This is a genomic window from Paenibacillus sp. LS1 (assembly GCF_026013365.1).
In the GTDB taxonomy this organism is placed as follows: Bacteria; Bacillota; Bacilli; order Paenibacillales; family Paenibacillaceae; genus Paenibacillus.
Window position 1 is genome coordinate 160,828 of record NZ_JAPDOE010000006.1, and the last position, 21,575, is coordinate 182,402.

Annotated in this window: 12 protein-coding genes; 10 read left to right on the forward strand and 2 right to left on the reverse strand. The window is 46.9% G+C overall.

The genetic code is table 11. The annotated features are described in order from the left end of the window. Nucleotides 1-334: 334 nt before the first annotated feature. Entirely contained in the window at nucleotides 335-1,222 is an 888-nt protein-coding gene (locus tag OM416_RS21210) for an ABC transporter ATP-binding protein (protein WP_264932753.1), read from the forward strand. Nucleotides 1,223-1,443: 221 nt separating this feature from the next. Beyond that, a complete protein-coding gene (locus OM416_RS21215; RefSeq protein WP_264932754.1) occupies nucleotides 1,444-1,923 on the forward strand; it encodes a glutathione peroxidase in 480 nt (159 codons plus the stop codon). 110 nt (nucleotides 1,924-2,033) lie between these two features. Here OM416_RS21215 and pelA read toward each other — a convergent pair whose 3' ends face one another. Further along, nucleotides 2,034-3,209 carry a pectate lyase gene (pelA, locus tag OM416_RS21220; RefSeq protein ID WP_264932755.1) on the reverse strand — a complete coding sequence of 392 codons (1,176 nt, stop codon included), beginning with the start codon at nucleotides 3,207-3,209 and terminating at the stop codon, nucleotides 2,034-2,036. A 460-nt stretch (nucleotides 3,210-3,669) separates the two neighbouring features. Here pelA and OM416_RS21225 point away from each other — a divergent pair, with 460 nt between their 5' ends. Then, nucleotides 3,670-5,031 carry an FAD-dependent oxidoreductase gene (locus tag OM416_RS21225; protein ID WP_264932757.1) on the forward strand — a complete coding sequence of 454 codons (1,362 nt, stop codon included), beginning with the start codon at nucleotides 3,670-3,672 and terminating at the stop codon, nucleotides 5,029-5,031. A 220-nt stretch (nucleotides 5,032-5,251) separates the two neighbouring features. Here OM416_RS21225 and OM416_RS21230 read toward each other — a convergent pair whose 3' ends face one another. Continuing rightward, nucleotides 5,252-10,822, reverse strand: a complete 5,571-nt coding sequence (locus OM416_RS21230; protein WP_264932759.1) for an S-layer homology domain-containing protein — start codon at nucleotides 10,820-10,822, stop codon at nucleotides 5,252-5,254. 375 nt (nucleotides 10,823-11,197) lie between these two features. Here OM416_RS21230 and OM416_RS21235 point away from each other — a divergent pair, with 375 nt between their 5' ends. The 7 genes from OM416_RS21235 to OM416_RS21265 all read left to right on the forward strand — a co-directional run bounded on the left by OM416_RS21235 (nucleotide 11,198) and on the right by OM416_RS21265 (nucleotide 21,529). Then, on the forward strand, nucleotides 11,198-12,049 hold the full coding sequence (locus OM416_RS21235; RefSeq protein WP_145149467.1) for a formate/nitrite transporter family protein: 852 nt from the start codon (nucleotides 11,198-11,200) through the stop codon (nucleotides 12,047-12,049). A gap of 426 nt (nucleotides 12,050-12,475) precedes the next feature. Further along, the gene (locus tag OM416_RS21240; RefSeq protein ID WP_264932763.1) at nucleotides 12,476-14,539 is read left to right on the forward strand and encodes a molybdopterin-dependent oxidoreductase; all 2,064 of its coding nucleotides are present in this window, start codon (nucleotides 12,476-12,478) and stop codon (nucleotides 14,537-14,539) included. 191 nt (nucleotides 14,540-14,730) lie between these two features. Beyond that, a complete protein-coding gene (locus tag OM416_RS21245; RefSeq protein WP_264932876.1) occupies nucleotides 14,731-15,954 on the forward strand; it encodes an MFS transporter in 1,224 nt (407 codons plus the stop codon). Nucleotides 15,955-16,230: 276 nt separating this feature from the next. Continuing rightward, nucleotides 16,231-17,778 carry a response regulator gene (locus OM416_RS21250; RefSeq protein WP_264932765.1) on the forward strand — a complete coding sequence of 516 codons (1,548 nt, stop codon included), beginning with the start codon at nucleotides 16,231-16,233 and terminating at the stop codon, nucleotides 17,776-17,778. Nucleotides 17,779-18,001: 223 nt separating this feature from the next. Continuing rightward, nucleotides 18,002-18,967: an ABC transporter permease gene (locus tag OM416_RS21255; RefSeq protein ID WP_264932767.1), complete on the forward strand. Its 966-nt coding sequence runs from the start codon at nucleotides 18,002-18,004 to the stop codon at nucleotides 18,965-18,967. 15 nt (nucleotides 18,968-18,982) lie between these two features. Beyond that, nucleotides 18,983-19,852 (forward strand): carbohydrate ABC transporter permease, encoded by an 870-nt coding sequence (locus OM416_RS21260; protein ID WP_264932768.1) that lies wholly within the window; start codon nucleotides 18,983-18,985, stop codon nucleotides 19,850-19,852. Nucleotides 19,853-19,879: 27 nt separating this feature from the next. Continuing rightward, complete coding sequence (locus tag OM416_RS21265) at nucleotides 19,880-21,529, forward strand: extracellular solute-binding protein (RefSeq protein WP_264932769.1); 1,650 nt, start codon at nucleotides 19,880-19,882, stop codon at nucleotides 21,527-21,529. The last annotated feature ends 46 nt before the right edge of the window (nucleotides 21,530-21,575 follow it).

Below are 21,575 nucleotides of genomic sequence, written 5' to 3' on the forward strand. Positions count from 1 at the left end.
AGTCATTGCATGAAAATAATTCAGTCATTCACAATTCGGACACAAAATTTGCGATTCAAGAACTCGAAAGAATGTCAGAAGTGGTGAAGTGCGCGGAATGAATGAGAAAAGCTCTCATATGTAATCGGAAAAAGAACGAAATCTCTGCTTCAAAAAGACCGAATAAAGCTCGAAAAAAGCAGAAGATATGGTTTTTTATGTTGACAAATGATAATGATTATCAGTATCTTTAGTGTATAAGATTTTTGCGCCGGAAATACTCAGAATTACAATTTCGTTTTCGTTGTCGATAGCCGGATTACATAACCGGGATAAATGAGAGAGGGATGATCGCATGTTTCGTCTGGAGACGACCAAGCTGGATATCGCTTATGAGGAAAGACTAATTGTAGAGGATCTGAATATTCAGATTCCCCAAGGAAAAATTACCGCACTTGTTGGAGCCAATGGTTCAGGGAAGTCAACCATCCTGAAAACGATGGCACGTATTATGGCTCCAAAAGCAGGTAGTGTATTGCTCGACGGGAAGTCCATCCATAAGCAGTCTACGCGTGAAGTTGCCAAGCAGCTTGCGATTTTGCCACAGAACCCGACAGCCCCTGAAGGACTTACCGTTACTGAACTGGTATCCTACGGACGTTTTCCTTATCAAAAAGGATTTGGTTCCATGCGTCCTGAAGATAAACGCATGATTGAATGGGCTATTGAAGTAACAGCCATGACGGAATTCCATGATCGTCCGATCGATCAACTGTCCGGTGGACAGCGTCAACGTGCCTGGATTGCCATGGCACTTGCTCAAGAAACGGACATCCTTTTCCTGGACGAGCCGACAACGTTCCTGGATATGGCTCACCAGCTGGAAGTACTGCAATTGCTGGAGCAGCTGAATGCCACAGCCAACCGTACCATTGTTATGGTTGTGCATGACCTGAATCATGCTTCCCGTTATGCTCATCACATGATTGGTATCAAAAAAGGTAAAGCCATTGCACATGGTTCACCCGTAGAAGTTATGAATACGGATGTACTTCGTGAAGTATTTAACATCGAAGCAGACATCGTAACTGATCCGCGCTCTGGTGTGCCGCTTTGCTTGCCATACGCTCTTGCAGGTGAGCGTCAGCAATCAAAAACGCCAGATCCGATGGTCATGAACAGCGCGATGGTTCATGCGGGCGGACGGACAGAGCAACGTGCTCGTCAAGCGACAGGAAGTTAACCGAATGGGCCATACGTGGTCCTTACATTATAGAATGAAGCCGCTGTGCATAATGCACGCGGCTTATTCGCATTCATGAGAGCAAAGGAATGTGGATAGATCCGAGATTTGGTAATCGCATCCGATCAGGTTTATAATAATAAGACAGGCTGTAGGTTCATTGGTTATGCCAACGTGCTCGCAACAGTCCAAACTAACATATGTCATGGGAGGAATCAGTCATGTCCGTATATTCATATCAGGCGGTAACTACCGCGAACCAGGAAGTCTCACTGGATCTGTATCAAGGTAAGGTATTGGTCATTGCCAATACAGCCAGCAAGTGTGGACTGACCCCGCAATACGGTGAATTGCAAAAGCTCTACGATCGTTATCGCGATCAAGGCTTGGTTGTACTGGGTTTCCCTTGTAACCAGTTTGGAGGGCAGGAGCCAGGTACAAGTGAGGAAGCCGAATCATTTTGCCAGATTAACTATGGTGTGAATTTCCCGGTGTTCGCTAAGGTAGATGTGAATGGTGAGGAAACACATCCTCTATTCCAATACCTGAAGAAGCAACAACCCGGCGTAGGCGAAACAAGCGACATCCAATGGAACTTTACCAAGTTCCTTGTTAACCGTGAAGGTGAAGTGGTAGGTCGTGTTGAACCGAAAGAATCCCCGGAGACCATGATTGCAGATATCGAGAAATTGCTCGGTTAATACATGAACGTTGAGAAGCCTATCCTTGCATAAACGAGGATAGGCTTTTTTTAAGTGACTTCGTATACGACGTGGCTTTAGCTATCAGTAGGTAGAGGTTGGTTCCAGGATTAAGGCAAGGGCTTGCTTAGCATGTAATAGCCTTGTTCAGAGGCCAACTTAAGCAGGTTACGAGCATAGCTTCCGGCCCAAGAGTAGCCGTGTCTCCGTTCCTCACTGATGTCCAGAATGTTCATATACTTCATACCATCCCGATCCGCGTAGAAAGGCACATCTTCATCCACGTTATAGAAACGGTACCAGATCACACTCCCTGCATCCGGTTCAAAATACACGGGTCCTTGCCGGTTATACTTGGTTCCATTCTCTCGCACCATATCGAACCATCGCAGGGCCCCTTTGGCGGCTTGTTCAATCTCGGGAGTCTGGGGCCTGGACATGAGAAAAGCAGTAATCGCCACTGACTCTGATCCCGACTTGGAGGCTAGTTCATACGCTCTGCCCGGCACAGGAGCGTAGGTCACAGGATCATGCTGCGCACCCCAAACGGTGGGCAAACCATCATTGATAATTTGTGCTTTCAGTGTATAATCAATTCCTTTGTCCAGAGCTTTCTTGAGCTTGCTGCGGTCATTGGTGGTCAATATATCGTTGTTAAAGCCACTTCTTCGCTCAACCATGTCATCTAGCAAAACCATTGTTTGCACCATGGCATTGTCGTTGTAAGTCACCGCGTCGGAGTAATTACTGCGTTTGGGATAGACCTGAGGCCATCCGCCGGATGGATATTGGGAAACCAGGATAAAGTCCACCGCTTTACGAACACTGTTCTTAAAGGCCAGATTGCCTGTTTTCTCATACATGTCTGCCAGGAAGCGGATTTCGGAAGTTGTCGCATCATTATCAAACGTACCAAGTTCAATGCCATTTGGGTCTTTCCAGCCTGATCGTGCTGTTACACCATCCCAAGGGACTGCATATTGCTCTTCCATGTCTTTGTAAAATCCACCGTGCGGCATTTGCCACGAAACGATATTTAGGGCATAGGCCGTATCCTTGACCAGATCGCCAGTTGCAAAATGACTGACATCCCTAAACTTTTGAAGCAGTGAAGACACATCGGCACCTGCTGGGAGTTTGGAGGACAAAACTTCCGTTTTAATCGTAACGGGTGGAGAATCGACAGATGCAGCAGCAGAGGGGATGGATAATCCAGTTGTCATCATAGTGATGGCAAGCGTAACGGGAACCATGCGGAATACGACAGGCATTGAACGTTTCTTCAAATGAACGCCTCCTGAACGAAATGAGATTTGGTTGTTAATTTACATAAAATCCATTTAAAGGATTGATATTATTGTAAGCGCTTACCAATTTAAAAATCAACCCTGTGATTAAAATTGATGCCAATTATTTTTGTACAAGTAAAACATGAATGCAGGGCACGCTTCTAACTTTATGCTTCCTTACAGGGAACGCGGAAGCCTTTGCATAGCATAAATCGATTCGAATCCGGGGAAAATGAAATCAATAAAATGAAGGGAAGAAAGGCTTGAATACAGGGAAATCACTTCTTTCGACAAACTTTTTTTGCTCAACCTATTGCAATGTGAAAAAGATCACATTATAATGAGTGTATAAAGTGAAATAAATCACATACACAGTATCGATTAAGAAGTGAAATATTTCACAACTACAACAACCTTATATTCAAACTCATTTATATATTTCGAGGAGGAACTTTTAATGAAAATCGCAGTTATCGGATGTACACACGCAGGGACCGCAGCCATCGTAAACACCGCCAAATTGTACCCGGATGCTACCATCACGGTGTATGAGCGCAATGACAATATCTCCTTCCTATCTTGTGGCATTGCGCTCTACGTAGGTGGAGTTGTGAAAGACCCTGACGGTTTGTTCTATTCTTCGCCTGATCAATTGGCAGATCTCGGCGTTGTAACCAAGATGCTTCATGAAGTTACAGCAGTTGATGCCAAGGGTCATACCCTTCGGGCTAAAAACCTGCAAACCGGGGAAGAATTTGAAGATACGTTTGACAAACTGATCGTGACAACGGGTTCGTGGCCTGTCGTTCCGAAGCTTGAAGGCATCGAGATGGACAACATTTTACTTTGCAAAAACTACAATCACTCCAACACGATTATTGAAAAAGCCAAAGATGCCAAACGCGTTACCGTTGTGGGTGCAGGATATATCGGCGTAGAACTGGTTGAGGCGTTCCAGATGAACGGCAAGGAAGTTACCCTGATCGATAGTGTCGACCGGATTTTGAACAAATACCTGGACCCTGAATTCACGGATGCAATCGAAGATACGCTGACTGGACGCGGTATCAAGCTGGCTCTCGGTCAAACGGTACAGAAGTTTACTGGAGAGAATGGCAAAGTGACTAAGGTAATCACGTCCAAAGGGGAGTTTGAAACCGATCTGGTTATTCTGTGCATCGGCTTCCGTCCGAATACAGAGCTGCTTAAAGGCCAAGTGGATATGCTGCCGAACGGTGCAATCGTCGTGGATAAATATATGCAAACCAGTCAAAAAGACGTCTTCGCTGCGGGTGACAGCTGTGCTATTCATTACAACCCGACAGGCAAAGCAGCGTACATTCCACTGGCGACTAACGCCGTGCGGATGGGTACACTCGTGGCCCGTAACCTGGTTCGTCCTACGACACCGTATATGGGTACGCAAGGAACATCGGGTATCAAAATTTATGAGCAAAATATCGCGGGTACAGGCATGACGGAAACGTCTGCTGCTGACGAAGGTCTGATTGTGGAATCCGTGGTACTGGAAGACAGCTACCGTCCGGAATTCATGCCAACGGCTGAGAAACTGTTGCTTAAAGTGGTATATGAGCAGGCAACTCGTCGGATCGTCGGAGCACAGGTGATGTCACAGGTTGATCTGACCCAATCGATTAATACGATCTCGGTCTGCATCCAAAACAATATGACCGTAGATGAGCTAGCCTTCATCGACTTCTTCTTCCAGCCACATTACAACAAACCGTGGAACTTCCTGAACACGGCGGGTCTGCAAGCACTGCCTCCAATAGAAGTAAAAGCACCAGCAATGGTGTAAGGAAGCAGAATTAATAAATCATAATAGATGAGTATAAAGACGCGAAGAAGACTGGCGAGTATATCGTCAGTCTTCTTCTTTTGTGTGTGTATTGCTGCTGGTTGTATCACAGCTAGAGTACCTGAATTTATATGAATTTACATATCACATAAGTTGTCAAAATAAATAAGACCGGCCCACTCTTATGAAGTGGGCCGATCTTCGAGCTAACTCATAATCTTTAGATTAGATCGGATTTGCTCAATAGACGCTGAATCAGAGTCGCTACTTCTGCACGTGTAACATTGGCTTTTGCCGCAAGATTACCATCACTACGTCCACTGATGAGGCCTGCTTTGGCTGTCAGTGCGATGTTATCCTTCGCCCAGTTGCCGGCATTAGCGCTATCCTTAAATGTAGAGAGAATCTCGTTAGCATCCAGAGTAGCGTATTGGTCTGCAAGACCTGTCAACTTCATCGCTCTCGCGATTAACGTCATGGCCTGTTCCCGTGTAATCGTGTCATTCGGACGGAACGTACCATCCTCAAACCCGTTAATCAGTTCGTAGGAAGCCGCAGTCTGAACCGCGCTGGAATACCAATCCTTCGTAGTGACATCCCGGAATGGTTGTGCACCTTCACCTAACTTGAGACCCAATCCGCGAACGATGATAGCTGCGAATTCAGCTCGTGTGATCGCTTTGTCAGGGTTGAAGGTCGTATCGTTAACGCCATGGATGATCATTCGGGAACCCATATCGTTGACGGCTTCTTTCGCCCAGTGTTTCTCCACATCCGCAAATGTCAGCGGGTTCCATACAATCCCGTACGTGCTGTTCGTCAAACTGTTAATCTCCGCATAAAATGTCCCTTGCTCCAAAACAACCTTGGTTGGTACATGTCTTACTGTACCGTCAGGCTCTACGACAATGCCGGTTGTAATCTTATTCGGATCGATCTCGGCAGACAATGCAATTCTGCGTTCAACGTATGCGTTGAACTTGGTTATTTCAGTCGTTTGGCCGTTGTACTCTCCAGTTACTGTGAAGTCAACAGGTGAGGCAACGAGTGTAAAATCACCTTGAGCTGCTGCATTCACTGCAACCTGATTCATTGTATCCGAAGATTTAGCTATCGTAATACGAACTACAATATCTTCCAGTTTCAGGCCGCTGCCGATACTCTCGGCAATAGCATCAATGTTAATCTCTGAAGCAGGGAGTGTGTAACTCGCCTGGTCTGTCTGGAGAACCAGCGTTGCGGACAGACGTTCCATGTTTTTCACCGACTGGCCGTTCAACTCGCCAACGATGACATTGGAGGATGATTTAACTGGAATGGTGACGATCGCCCGAGGGCCTTCGGCATCCAGTTTCGCCTGCAACCTCGCCGGATCAACGATAAGTACTGTGGTTTTAACACCATTGGCTTCCGTTGTTTTCATCTTCCCTGCATTTTCAGTTTTGCCGTTTACGATAATGATGACATCTTCGTCGCTTGCATTATTATTACTATTGTTACCGTTATTGGTGTTCGGACTCGTCGTGCTGTTTCCCCCTGAAGGCGGAGAGACGACGGGAACATCAGGATTATTGGTTCCTGGTGCAGGCTCATTCGTTACTACAGATGAAGTCCATCCGAATTTTACAATCTTACCTTCGACATCTACTTCGGCAACAGCGATTTTATCTCCGTTTGCCGCGTTGATTAGACCATTATTCGGCCAGTTTTCGTAGCCTGTAGCTACATCACCAATAGTTGGCACGTTGATATTTCCGGTACCGAAGTTTTTGTAAACGAAACGGTGTCCATTACCCTGAATTGCAGGGGTTACAGTAATGAGTGTTTTTCCGTTATTTGTTGACCCGCTAGGATCAACCGCGACCACGATCAAGTCGGTTGCAAGATTCGCTGTGAAATGGAGTGTTTTCTCCGTTCCGGCAGGAACTGAACCGTCCGCAGCCACACGTACATTAACCGTATGTTCACCACTAAGAACTGGTGTACTGGAGCCATCAAACCGGATGTAGGCTCCATTGTCGATTTGGTATTCCATGGTAGTGTCCAAACCGATAATCGTGTTGTTCTGGTCATCCGCAGTGACATTCGGTGCAGCAGGTACCGAAGCATTGGAACCTACGGTCACTGGTACTTCTGATGATGCAAACGTAGAGGATGTTGCCTTTGTACGAACATAGTACGTACTCGGCGCCAGCCCTGTAACCGATGTGTTAGCGATAGTTATCCAAGAACCGTTAACGTCTTTTTTGTATTCCATTTGATCTGTTACATTCGTGATCGTTCCATCATGAGCCCCATTGGAGGTTTCATCCGTCTTGCCTACTTCTGTTGGAGCCGCAGGACGCGATGGAATTGCAAGTGTTTGAGCTGAGCTATCTGTAGTTGTGGTGCCATTGCCTGTCTTAACAATGGACAACGTCGTTCCGATCCAGCTGTTGTCGATAGTGATCTGACCTGAAGCATCTGCAGTAGCATTCACTCCGTTGATGGAATATGGAGCGTTAGGCACGAGTCCTGTCAGTTGCTCGTCCACATAGCTGATAACAGCGGCTGGTGTCGTTTCCGGTGTAGCAGAAGCAGAACCAATGGTCACGGGCGCTTCGGCGGATGCAAACGCAGAAGAGGTTGCTTTGATACGCACATAGTATCGATCTGGTGTGAGAGCCGTAACCGATGTGTTTGCGATAGCTGTCCATGCACCGTTGACGTCTTTTTTGTACTCCATCTGATCCGTGACATTGGTGATTGTTCCATCATTCGCTCCATCAAAGCTTTCATCCGTCTTGCCGATTCCGGATGGAGTCGCAGGACGAGCTGGAATGACCAAGGTTTGAGCTGAGCTGTCTGTAGTTGTGGTGCCATTGCCTGTCTTCACGATGGACAATGTGGTTCCGATCCAACTATTGTCGATAGTGATCTGACCTAAACCATCTGCGACAGCATTAGCTCCGTTAATGGAGTATGCAGCGTTAGGAACAAGCCCTGTCAATTGTTCGTCCACATAGCTAATTACAGCGGCTGGTATTGTTTCCGGTGTTGCGGACGTTGAACCAACTGTCGCTGGGGTTTCTGCGGAAGCAAATGCAGAAGGAGTTGCTTTGGTACGAACATAATACGTACCTGGCTCAAGTCCTGTAACCGTTGTGTTTGTGATAGCTGTCCATGCACCGTTGATGTCTTTTTTGTACTCCATCTGATTCGTTACATTTGTAATCGTTCCATCATGAGCGCCGTTCGATGTTTCATCCGTCTTGCTAACGCCAGTTGGAGTTGCAGGACGAGCTGGAATGACCAATGTTTGAGCTGAGCTGTCTGTAGTTGTGGTGCCATTGCCTGTCTTCACGATGGACAATGTGGTTCCGATCCAACTGTTGTCGATAGCGATATGCCCTGAAACATCTGCAACAGCATTAGCTCCGTTAACGGAGTATACAGCATTAGGAACGAGTCCTGTTAATTTCTCATCTACATAGCTGATTACAGCAGCTGGTGTCGTTTCTAGTGTAGCTGTACGGTTCACCGTTACTGCATAATATTTCACGGTTGTGTTGTCGGCTGCCGTCACCTTAATGTATGCAGTGGTACCTCCACCTGCGGTGAGTGGGATCGTTGAGTTGCCAGTAACTGCACCAGTGGTATAGTCACTATTGCTGAACAACTCAATCTTGGCCTGATTATCTGCAAGTACAAGATCGGCTAGTCCCAGTGTTGAGCTCGTGTTAGGCACGGTAACTGTCCAGCTAACTGCTGTCCCAGATGTCGTTCCATCTCCGCCTCCTGGAGCACTGTCAGTCTGTCCAAGTACATGTGTTAGACCCGTGTTATTGCTACCCGGTGCAGCACTTCCAAATACAATTCTTGCGTTGTCGTTACCTGCAATATAGAAATTACCATCATGATAATAAACGGTGTTTAAACCTTTCCCGACCATGCCCAGTGTATTCTCATCGTACGGTGTCCAATTGATCAGGTCCGATGAAGAATACATCATGTAGTATTCGTTATAGTATTCGTCATACTGTATGCCTGGTGTTACGTAGATACCATCTCCATATGCGATTGATTTTAAATTAACTGAGTTGACATTATCAACGTTATGTTTGGTCCACGTTGAGCTAGTGTTCAAGACACCTGTCGTTTCTAACATGATAGGAAACGAATAATCATCTGATCCGACAATTACATATTTTCCATTTACATAGATGATGTCATTTAACGCGTAATATTTTTTATGAATTTCATCATTGGAATCAATGATCTGGTTCCAATTCAATCCATTTGCATCAGACTTCCAAATTACTCCGTAACCTGTTGCGATATATGCACCGTTAACATACTTCACATTAAATATATCTCTATATGGAAGTGCGATGTTTGTGCCCTTCGTCCAAGATAATCCGTCAACGGAGTTGAGCGTATCACCCGTATCAGTTACTGCAACAAAACCTCCACTTGCACCATAGGTCAGCGCTACTACTCTGCCCGTTACACCGGCGGGAAGATTGCTGAGTGTCCAATGTTCACCATCGGCGGATACCCCGATTTTTTTACCCATGGCTACAAAAGTGTTGTTGCCGTAAGCTACTTTGGAAAAAGCCTCTGTAGGAAGAAACTGACTATTTGTACTTAGATGTTCCCAATCGCTAGCCGAATTCAATATAAGGCCATCTGTTGTATCACTTCCATAGAGTGAATCACCGACAACCACCCAGTTGCTACCGTTATAAGCGATGCCCTGCAGATTTCCCGCGATTTTTTTCCAATCGGATTTGTCCGCGGTGACGACAAGGCTGTTTGAAGCCGAGGTGACAAGGACCATACCCGTTCCATTCGAAGCTGCAGATTGGATGGTCATATTGGTTACTTTGAGTTCCGGGGTCCAATTGACGCCGTTATCTGTGGATGAATCCAGTTTACCCGATGTACCGAAACGATAGAGTGTCCCGCCATCTTTCAGTACGCCGAATGTACCATTATAGGAGGAGTCAGCTGTAAACGTTATCCCGTCACTACTGGAGTAGCCATTTGTTTGGCTTTCAAGCATGTGAAGCTTACCGTTGTAGACAGCGAACCCTCCCAAGTCATAGTTGCCTTTGAACCCGTTCGTCCAGCTTGTCCCGTTACTGGAGTAGGCATATCCGCCTAATACGTTACCTCCAACAACATATCTGCCAGAAATATAGGCCAGGTCCATCAGATAAAAGGGGGTGCTTGTTGTGGTACTTGGTGGCCAAATTTTTGGTACAGTACTCCATAACGTCCATGTCACCCCATCCGAAGATGAATAGATAATGCCGACATCTTGCGCTCGGTCACTGGCATGCCATTTTCCACCAACAGCATAAAAGTTGCCGTTAACATAAACGACTTTTTGCAAAATGTCACCATTAATTCCCGATGATTTGTCAGCCCAAGTTTCGCCATCAGACGAAACGATCAATCTTGCTTTATTGGGAGTAGATTCCACCCCGACTGCGACATATACATTGTTTGCATACACGAGGCTTCTCCATGATGTTTTTTCGTTAGAAACTCCTGTATTCACTACAGCCCAGTTTAATCCATCTGTGGACTGAACAATACGTCCCTTTTCACCCACTGCAGTGTATTTCCCGTTAGCATAAACGACGTTTACCAGATTACGATCGACGTTGTTATTGACTGCGGACAGTATATTCACATTTCCGTTAGCGGAAGCATGATCTTGGGGAAGAAGGACATTGGGGAGAACCAGAGTGAATATCAAAGCATACATCATAAATGTTCTCCAGCGTAAAGAATGTTTGAACATGTTTAAACCTCCTATTGTCCGTAGATATGCTATGAAATTACCTACAGAACATCATTTTGATGACATACAAACATGTAACTGTTTCTAACCCAAATCTGACCCTGCCCAACAGATGTAAATTCAATATGTGTGCCTATTATACAAATTGATTCTGAACAAATTCTGAGCAATTTTCTTCATATGTATAAGTTTCTATAACAGTCGCATTTACCTGAAAACGATAATTTTGAAGTTTCTTTATAAACAGATTTGTGATAATTTGCACAAAGTTTTGCGCGGCACCGAGATACAATTGTGATAGGGCGTTAAACGCATAAAAAATGAGTTTCAGGTCGTTTTCCCAAACGATGAACAATGAAGGAGAGGATGAATGATATGGCAGCAAAAACACCTCTTGAGGTTGCACAATATACGGCGCAAACAGGCATGAAGAAGGCTCAATATCCGGTGTCTTCTGTACTGGTGCTCAGTTTTCTGGCAGGGGCTTTTATCGCGCTGGGTTTTCTACTGGATATTCGGGTGATTGCATCTGCTCCGGCAGAGTGGGGAAGTCTGGTTAATCTGATTGGAGCAGCGGTGTTCCCGGTGGGATTGATCATGGTACTCATCGGTGGTGGCGAGTTGCTGACGGGAAATATGATGGCTGTTCCACTCGCGACGATTGCACGGAAATTATCCGCAGGTAGCATGTTGAAAAATCTAACCTTAGTGACGATTGGCAACTTTGTTGGAGCTTTGTTTGTTGCGTACGCGTTTGGACATGTGCTTGGTCTGACTGGTGAGGGTGTTTATCTGGCGAAAGTGGTGGATATGGCTGGACATAAGTTGCATGATGGCTTCCTGCAAGCTTTCATCTCTGGTATCGGCTGTAACTGGCTAGTTGCGCTGGCCGTGTGGCTATCTTATGCATCGGATACGATGAGTGGCAAGGTACTGGGCATTTGGTTTCCAACGATGGCATTTGTGGCCATTGGATTCCAGCACGTTGTAGCCAATATGTTTCTCATCCCGGCAGCAATCTTCGAAGGGTATTATTCGTGGGGACAATATGTCATGAATTTCATTCCAGTATGGCTCGGGAATCTGACTGGGGGAGCTCTGTTTGTAGCTGCAGCCTATTGGGTGGTGTACCTGCGCCAAGCTGAGCCGAAAGTGAAACCAGAGGTAGCAACATCGATCGAACCTGTGGAGACTGAGGCCAGAGCAATGTGGAGCAAACAGGCATAGAGGGCGCAGCGCGGTATATATACACCTTATAGTAGAAGTGAAGACGATTCTGATCTTGCTCGTTCATGGCGAATATGCTGTGATGGAGCAGGGCGGGATCGTTTTTTGTATGGAGGACATTATTGGAGTTTAACGCAAAATAAATTCGCCATGACAAGGTTCGGGGGAACGAAACCTGTTCATGGCGAATTTCGGGAGTGGTCCATGATATGGCATGAGGAGGAAGTGGGGAAACACTAGCCTAATGCCTTATTTTTAATTTACCCCTGAATTCTGAAGTTGAATCAAACTCAAAAACAATTTTTTGAGAATAATTTGAAGCTGCTATAGCGGAGAATATTAGGCGAAAATATACTGTTCTCTTTACGTGATAACCTCGAAGAAGATATGATATAGGGATAGCTTTTATAGAGGGGGAGCCTTACTATGATCGATCAGGAGAATGGAGTTTTCGCAGCGGTATGCCCGCTCGATTGTCCGGATACTTGTGGTCTGTTACTACATAAAGAGAACGGTAAAATTGTGAAGGTGGCAGGCAATCCGGATCATCCGATCACCAAGGGTGCCATTTGTAATAAAGTCAGAAATATGACCGAGCGGGTGTATCACCCTGAGCGTCTACAATATCCGATGAAACGTGTAGGAGCCAAAGGGGAAGGCAAGTTCGAACGAATGAGTTGGGATGAAGCAATTCGCGAGATTACGACCAAATTCACTGCATTGTCCGAGACTTACGGCCCGGAGAGCATCCTGCCCTACAGCTTTTACGGTAACATGGGCATTCTCGGCGTAGACGGCATGGACCGACGTTTCTTCAATGTGCTTGGTGCGAGTGTACTGGAGCAGACGATCTGTAATGCGGCCGGAAATACCGGCTGGAAATATACGATGGGCGCCAACCATGGAACGGTGCCGGAAGATACGGAGCATGCGGATCTGATCCTGGTGTGGGGCGGTAATATCGTCAGTACGAATATGCACCAGGTTGTTTTGGCGGAGAAAGCCCGCAAGAAAGGCGCCAAGATCGTCGTAATTGACGTTCATCGCAATCGTACGGCCCAATGGGGCGACTGGTTTATTCCGCTGTATCCGGGCACGGACAGTGCACTGGCGCTCGGATTGATGCATGTGCTGTTCGAACGGGGACTGACGGATGAAGCGTTTATGCAAAAATATACGGTGGGACATGAGAAACTACGTGATCATGTCCGCAGTTACACCCCTGACCGCGTTGCACGCATTACGGGCGTGCCGGAGGAAACCATTGTGGAGCTGGCCGAGCTATACGGCAACGCACAGGCAGCCCATATTCACATCGGCAATGGCCTCCAGCACCATGATAATGGGGGAATGAACGTGCGTAGCGTTGCTTGTCTGCCTGCCATTACAGGGCAATGGCTGAAGCAAGGCGGCGGTGCTGTTCGCACCAACAGCTACGCGAGCACAAATAGCGACGCGCTGGAACGTCCGGAGCTGCGGCAGAATCCGGAGCCGCGAGTAGTGAACATGAACCGGATTGGTGAAGCGTTGCTGGAAGCAGAGCAGCCGATCCGGGCTATGATGGTTTACTGCAGCAATCCACTGGTGGTGGCACCGGATACCGAGCGGGTGGAGCGAGGTTTTGCACGTGAGGATCTTTTCACGGTTGTGCATGATCTGTTCATGACGGATACCGCGAAATATGCAGATATCGTATTGCCAGCCACGTCTTCATTTGAAGCGACAGACTTGTATACCTCTTATTGGCATCAGTACGTTCATCTGCAAGAGCCGGTAATTGCACCGATTGGGGAGAGCAAGAGCAATGTGGAACTGTTCTCACTGCTTGGGCAGGCTATGGGGTACGATCCTGCAATCTTCGGAGAAACGCCGGAACAGATGATTGAGGACGCACTTCAGGGCACAGGCAACCCCTACATGAATGGAGTCACGTTGGAGGGACTGAAGCAGCACCGATTCGTGAAGCTGGATATGACGCCACATGCTGCATTTCTGGATCAGCTGCCCACGCCTTCAGGCAAAATTGAATTGTACTCAGAGACAATGGAACAGAGAGGTCTTCCGCCGCTCCCTACTTATAGTGCTTTGGTTGAAGGATATGATGGGGAGAATCCTGCTGGACCTGCCGATACGTATCCTTTGATGTTCCTGTCACCGCCTAACCATAATTTCCTGAACTCCACCTTTGGCAATTCAGCCAAACATCAACGTTTGGAAAAGATGCCTCTATTGCAGATACACCCCGAAGACGCCATCCGTAGAAACGTGGAGGATGGAGATGCAGTAGTGGTATGGAATGATCGCGGGCGCATCGAACTTACTGCCAAGGTAAGTGAAGCCATGTTGCCGGGAACCGTCATCAGCCAAGGCTTATGGTGGGATGGTGACGGGAAGAAGCAGCGAGCCAATTCACTCACTTCCAATCGGTTGTCGGACATGGGTAACGGGGCGACCTTTTTCTCGGCCACTGTTGAAGTGAAGCGTCAATGAGTGTGCTTGCAGCGTGATTTTTTTGAGGTAAGATAAACAAAGAACAAAATGTATCAGGATCTAAAGAGCAATAAAAAGTAACACTTCCAAAGGCCTTCGCTCTGGCTGGTTATGCCGTCAGGGCTAAGGCTTTTTTTGTTTTGGTATGGTATCACGTTTTGTAGCGTATTAAGGAGAATGAACTAGAGATGATGAGATGGCTGGATAACTATCCAAAAGAAGTGAGAGTATTTTTACTGGCAAGTCTGGTTAACGCAACCGGCAGTGCCTTGATGTGGCCGCTGACCACCATGTATGTATTTGATGAGCTTGGGCGGACGATGGCAAACGCGGGTTTTGTGATCCTCATTCAGTCCCTGGGTGGCATCTTCGGACAATTGCTTGGAGGTTCGTTGTATCACCGGGTGGGCGTGAAGAAGCTGATTATTGGCTCACTGGCGCTTAATGCGTTAGGTTTGTTCGCGTTGCCCTGGATTAGCGCGTATTGGGTCATATTTATATGTGCCATGGGCTGGATTGGCCTGTTCAGTTCATTGTCGCTGCCAGCGATTCAAGCCTTTATTGGCTTCCGGTTTGCGGAGCGACGCGGTGAATTATTCAATATTATCTATGTGGCGAACAATATCGGGGTGGCGATTGGTACGGCGCTGAGTGGTTTTCTGGCTGACTTTTCCTATCACCTCAGCTTTGTACTGAACGGAGTGACCTCAGCCGGGTTCGCGATTTTCTTCTGGTATTATCTATCGCGGGTTGAGCCGGATCAGGGGGAAGTGCATCTGACGAAACGCAAAACCGTTCCCGATGGGCCGGGCGTCTGGGCATTGCTGGGCAATACCCGGTTATATCTGTTTATGAGCTTGGGCGTGCTGTTCCTGTTATTTGGTAATTCCATCTGGAATACAGGCGTGTCCCCGTATATCATCTCTGAGGGTATGGAAAAAAGAATGTACGGTCTGCTCTGGACCCTGAACGGGGTGCTGATCTTTGTAGGCCAACCTTTTACCAGCTGGGTGAAACGGACCATGGCCCGTACCTCTACGGCCCAGATGACCGCGAGTGCCGTGTTCTATGGCATGGCCTACATTGTCATGATTACCATGTACAGCTATCCAGGCATGGTGCTCGCCATGGTACTTGCCACGTTTGGAGAGATGTTGATCTCCCCTGCAACACCTGCATTTATCTCGGAGCATGCCGGCAGGGCTGCACCTTTTTACATCGGGATATCTGGTGGGATCGGTGCGGTTGGACGGGTTATCGGGCCCTATGCGATGGGGGTTATGTATGACAAACAGGGACTTATTCCTGTAGCGTGGCTGGCAACAGGCACAGCGGTGATTGCGGTACTTGGTTTTGTATTGCATGCGGTGTTGAACCGCAATCGTGAAGTGAAGGAGTATGGGATGGATACGTAATGTTATGACGTTATTATAATCTTCCCGTACCCCAATGATATTGTAAAATGAAGCGAGGATAACCTTCACCCTTTAGCGGGTGAGGGTTGTTTTGTCTTTGCAGGACCAGCTCCAATAGCCGGCTAGTGAATGATTTTTCCGATGAGATAAGACAGGATTGTTCAGAAATCAGACTTGTTATGCTGCAATTCCATGTCATTCAACGTTCTTCCCTCTATTTGTGCATAATGCCCATATAATAGAATGGAACTGGTTAAAGGCAGGGGGATGCATACGATGTACAAGGTTTTGTTGGTCGATGATGAATTTATGATCTCGGACGGGATCTCCAGCGTCGTGAACTGGTCTCGATTAGGAACAGAACTGATCGGCATCGCTCAAGATGGATTGGAAGCGCTTGCTTCAATCGAGCGGCAACGCCCGGATATCATTATCTCGGACATTCGCATGCCGGGAATGGATGGGTTACAGCTGGTTGAAGCTGTGGCGGAAAAGTATCAGGATATCTCGTTTATTATGCTCACGGGTTTTACGGAGTTTGAATATGCGAAGACGGCCATGCATTATGGAGTGAAGCATTATTTGCTCAAGCCCTGCAGTGAAGAGCATCTCGTACAGGCTATTAGTGAATTGGTCAGTGAGAAGCGAGAGTTGACCGATCAGGAGTGTTTTGTGCAGTCGATCCAATATAATCTGGAGCGTGTACTGCCGCATGCCAAGGAATATTTTCTGAAGGAGCTGGTGACCAACAGAACGTACGGGGTCAAGGAATGGAAGTATTTCGAGGAGTTGTTTGATGTACAGTTTCAGGATCAGCGTGTGCGGTTGTTGCTGGTAGAGATTGAGGGAGATCATGAGTATTTGCACTTGTTTGCGGTCAAGAACATTGCCGAGGATATTTTTCATAATCCGATCTTAAGTACCACGGTTGGTGGGCATGTGTTATTGATGATGGAGGACAAGTTGTCTGAAACACAGTTGTTCCATAATATCGATGAGATTCGCGCCACATTTACCCGATATTATCATGATGATCTCACGATTGCGCTGAGCGAGCCAGGAGACCTTTCGCAGGCACGCCATTTGTACATGCAGACGCTGGTGTATCTCAATTACCGTTTTTACCTTGGTGAGGGCAGTCTCATTATGGAGCGGGATGTCTACTCTCCCGGGGAGCGCACTCTTCCCGAATTTGAATATGATCCAGAGCGGATGGCTACTGCAATTAAGGCTGGACACTGGCAGGAAGTCGGAACAGAGTTGAACTGGATGTTTCAGCTGCTCGCCGACTTACGATACGATATATCCCAAACGAAGTCCTATCTTATTCAGATGTTTATGGAAATTATTCGGCTCAGCGGCTCTACCGAGATGAAAAGGTATATGGACCAGTTGCCAGGCATGATTGAATCGAGTACCTTACATTCTTTTCAACAGTTTCTGCTTGCCGTCGCCAAGGAAATCACCCTGCGCCGCTACGAACAACACCGATCCAGACAATCACAGATGGTGGGCAGTGTGAAGCAGATCGTGGAGAATCGCTACAGGGACGAAACACTGACACTCCAGTCCATCGCCGGGGAAATATACATGAATCCAGACTACATCGGCAAAATGTTCAAAAAAGAAACCGGTGAGAAGTTTACGAACTATGTGTTAAGCTATCGCATCCGAAGAGCATTGGAGCTTCTGGAGCAGGACGGGAACTGCACCGTATCCTCGCTTGCAGAACAGACAGGCTTTGGTGCCAACTGGCCGTATTTCAGCAAAATGTTCAAGAAATACACTGGATTCTCTCCTTCCGAGTATAAAAAAGTTCCCTAGGACAGCGTTGCTGTCTCTTCTACATAGCTTCCTGATATCCGATCTACATCTGATCTACGTTCTCGCCCTGTACGCCATTCATCGGCAGCAGGGTCTTTTTTTGTCGGACGGAACTCGGTTTTGAACATCCATTTATCGGAAATGAGCATGGGAAGAAAAGGCGCTCGCTTCTATCATTAGAAGTGTCATGTTAGTGAATGAACATCGAGTGGAGGTTGAGTGGATGGAGCTGAATCGAAGCCGGGGGATTGAACCTGGGCGTTTGAAGCCAGCTGGTAAATGGAGTTTGGTGAAAAAGGAGCTTGTCCGCAACAGATACGTGTATCTGATGCTCGTTCCTGTTGTAGCCTATTATCTGATCTTCAGCTATGGGCCGATGTACGGGCTGCTGATGGCATTTCAGGAATCCTACAGCCCGATCAAAGGAATCTTGGCAGGCGAATGGGTCGGATTTGACAACTTCACCATGTTTTTCGAGAGTTATTATTTCTGGCGACTGATTAAGAACACGCTGATTTTGAGTTTTTACAGTATTGTGTTTGGTTTCCCGGCTCCGATTATTCTGGCCCTGTTACTGAATGAAGTACGGAAAAAGTGGTTCAGAAGCACGGTGCAGACGATCAGTTATATGCCACATTTCATCTCGGTTGTCGTCGTGGTTGGAATGTTGAAAACGTTCTCATCTCTGGACGGTGGGTTATTTAATGTCATTCGTGACTTTTTCGATCTGCAGCCGATTATGTTTCTGGCGGAAAAGGATATGTTCCGTCCGATGTACATCCTGTCCAACATATGGCAGGGCGCAGGCTGGGCCTCCATTATCTTTTTGGCAGCACTTAGTGGAATTGATCCACAGTTATATGAGGCTTCCAAAATTGACGGCGCAGGCCGCTGGAGACAGCTGCTTCACATTACATTGCCGGGTATCATGCCAACGATTGTGATCATGTTAATTCTGCGCATGGGGGCGGTGATGAACGCTGATTTTCAGAAAATATTGTTGATGCAAACGGCACCGACCTATGAGACATCGGATGTCATATCCACCTTTGTCTATCGATCCGGTATTTTGGAAGGCAACTATACGTATTCAACCGCCATCGGACTATTTAACGGCGTCATTAATTTCGCGCTGCTCATTATCGCAAACGCGATTAGCAGAAAGCTTAACTCAACCAGTCTATGGTAATCGGAAGGTGAAGCGATGAAACAGTCTATAGGGGAACGTCTTTTTGATGTATTTAATACCTTGCTGCTCTTGGTGATCATGGTTCTATGCTTGTACCCGATGCTGTACGTGTTCAATTCTTCAATCAGTGATCCGGATCAGATGTTGCGTTCCCGTTCACTCATGCTTATTCCTGAAGGCTTCCAGCTGGGCGCGTACAAATCGGTATTTCAGGATACTCGCATCTATACGGGCTACATGAACACCCTATTCTATGTTGTGGTGGGTACAGCCATCAATCTGCTCATGACTTCGCTGGCTGCCTATGGGTTATCACGTAGTGATCTGATGGGTAGAAAAACGCTGATGAAATTAATTACGTTCACGATGTTCTTTGGCGGTGGCATGATTCCGACGTTTCTGCTAATTCAGAATCTGGGGATGGTGGATACCCGTTTCGCGCTTATTATTCCGGGTGCCATCAGTACGTTCTATTTCCTCATTATGAAAACAAACTTCGAAGGCATTCCGATCAGTCTGATCGAATCGGCGAAGCTTGATGGTGCCAATGACTTTCTGATTTTGTTTCGAATTGTACTGCCTTTGTCAAAGCCAATCCTGGCGGTCATGATGCTGTATTATGCGGTTGACCATTGGAATGATTATGTCGGACCGATGCTCTACCTGCGCAGTCAGGAGCTATATCCGATCCAGATTATTATGCGTGATATTCTGATCAGCAGCAGTACGGAGGCCATGGGCGCTGGCGCGGATACCGGCTTTGCCATTGGGGAGAACATCAAATATGCGACGATTATTATCTCCACGCTGCCGATTATGCTGGTATATCCGTTCATCCAACGTTATTTTGTTCAGGGTGCCCTAATCGGTGCTGTGAAACAATAAAAAATGTATCCTATGGAGGCGAATTACGTGAAAAAAAGAATGGGGTCCATCCTGTTGTCATCGCTACTTACCATGTCTTTACTGGCGGGCTGTACGGGTGATAATGAACCAGGTAGTGCAGAGCCAGCAGAGGGAACAGAACCTGCGGTTCAGGCCTTGACTGAGATACCGCTACCGATTACAAGTGAGCCATTTACCATTGATTACTGGCGCGCCAATGATGCCAAACTGACAGCTTCCATGAACAATTTTGGCGATATGGCGGCTTATAAGGAAAAGGAGAAGCTGACGGGTATCAAAGTGAAGTTCACACATCCTCCGCTTGGACAACAGCGGGACCAGTTCAATCTGCTGATCTCCACGAAGGAGCTGCCGGATGTCATTTATTATAACTGGGCGGATGCCGTTGGCGGACCGGAAAAAATGATCAAGGATGGCCGGATCATCCGGTTGAATGAATTGATCGACAGTTATGCACCGAACCTGAAGCGGATTATTGAATCCGATCCAGATGTGAAGAAGCAGATTGCACTCGACGATGGAACGATCTATATGTTCCCGCTGCTGAAGCTGGATGCACTGAAGCTGAATGCCACTTCCGGTTTAATTATGCGCCAGGATTGGCTTGATAAATTAAATCTCAAAGTACCTACCAACATCGATGAGTGGTATACGGTACTCAAGGCATTCAAGGAACAGGACCCTAACGGCAACGGCAAGCCAGATGAGCTGCCATTCACCGGAAACTGGGGACCGGGCAACCTGACCAAGCTCCATGATTTTGCGGCGGCATTTGGTGTAATTGGTGGCTTCCAGATGAATGGGGACAAGGTGGAATTCGGACCGATTCAGCCGGGCTACCGTGATTTCTTGGAGACCATGGCTAAGTGGTACAAGGAAGGGCTGATTGATCCCGAGATCATGACTAATGACGGTAAAGCATTTGACTATAAGGTTACCAGCAATCTCGCAGGCGCATATCAGGGTGGCGTGTTCAGTGGTATGGGGAAATATTTCAATCTGATGAGAGATACCGATCCGAACTTTAACGTGACTGGCGTACCATGGCCTGTATCTCAGGATGGAACGTCCTATGCGACATTTAATCTGGATGCTAAAGTGTTGACTTATGGTGAGGCGATTACGGCTTCCGCGGACGAAGACAAACTGAAATATATTGTACAGTGGATGGACTACAACTATAGCGAAGAGGGTAGTGATCTGTTCAACTTTGGTATCGAAAATGACAGCTACGTTCGCGACGGGGAAGGTGTCAAATTCACAGATACCATCATTGATAATTCGAACGGTCTGACGTATGATCAGGCACTGGCTTCCTATGCCTTATCCATTATGGACGGTCCAATCAATCAGGATAGTCGTTATCTGGATGCATTATTATTTGACGACGGACAGCGCGCGGCGAATGCGGAATGGATGAAAGCAAGCTCGGCATTAACACTTCCACCAATTCGTTTGTCAACGGATGAGGTAAGCACGAGTACGTCCATCATGAGTCAGGTAAATACGTATTTGAATGAGACGATGACTGCCATTATTAGCGGACAGAAACCGATTACCGAATTTGACAAGATGGCCGAAACAATCAAGAGCATGGACATTGACCGGGCGATCGAGGTTCATCAGGCAGCCTATGATCGATATCAGTCCAAATAATACGTGAAAAATCGAGCGCTAAAACTTTGGGAAAACCTTCCTGTAT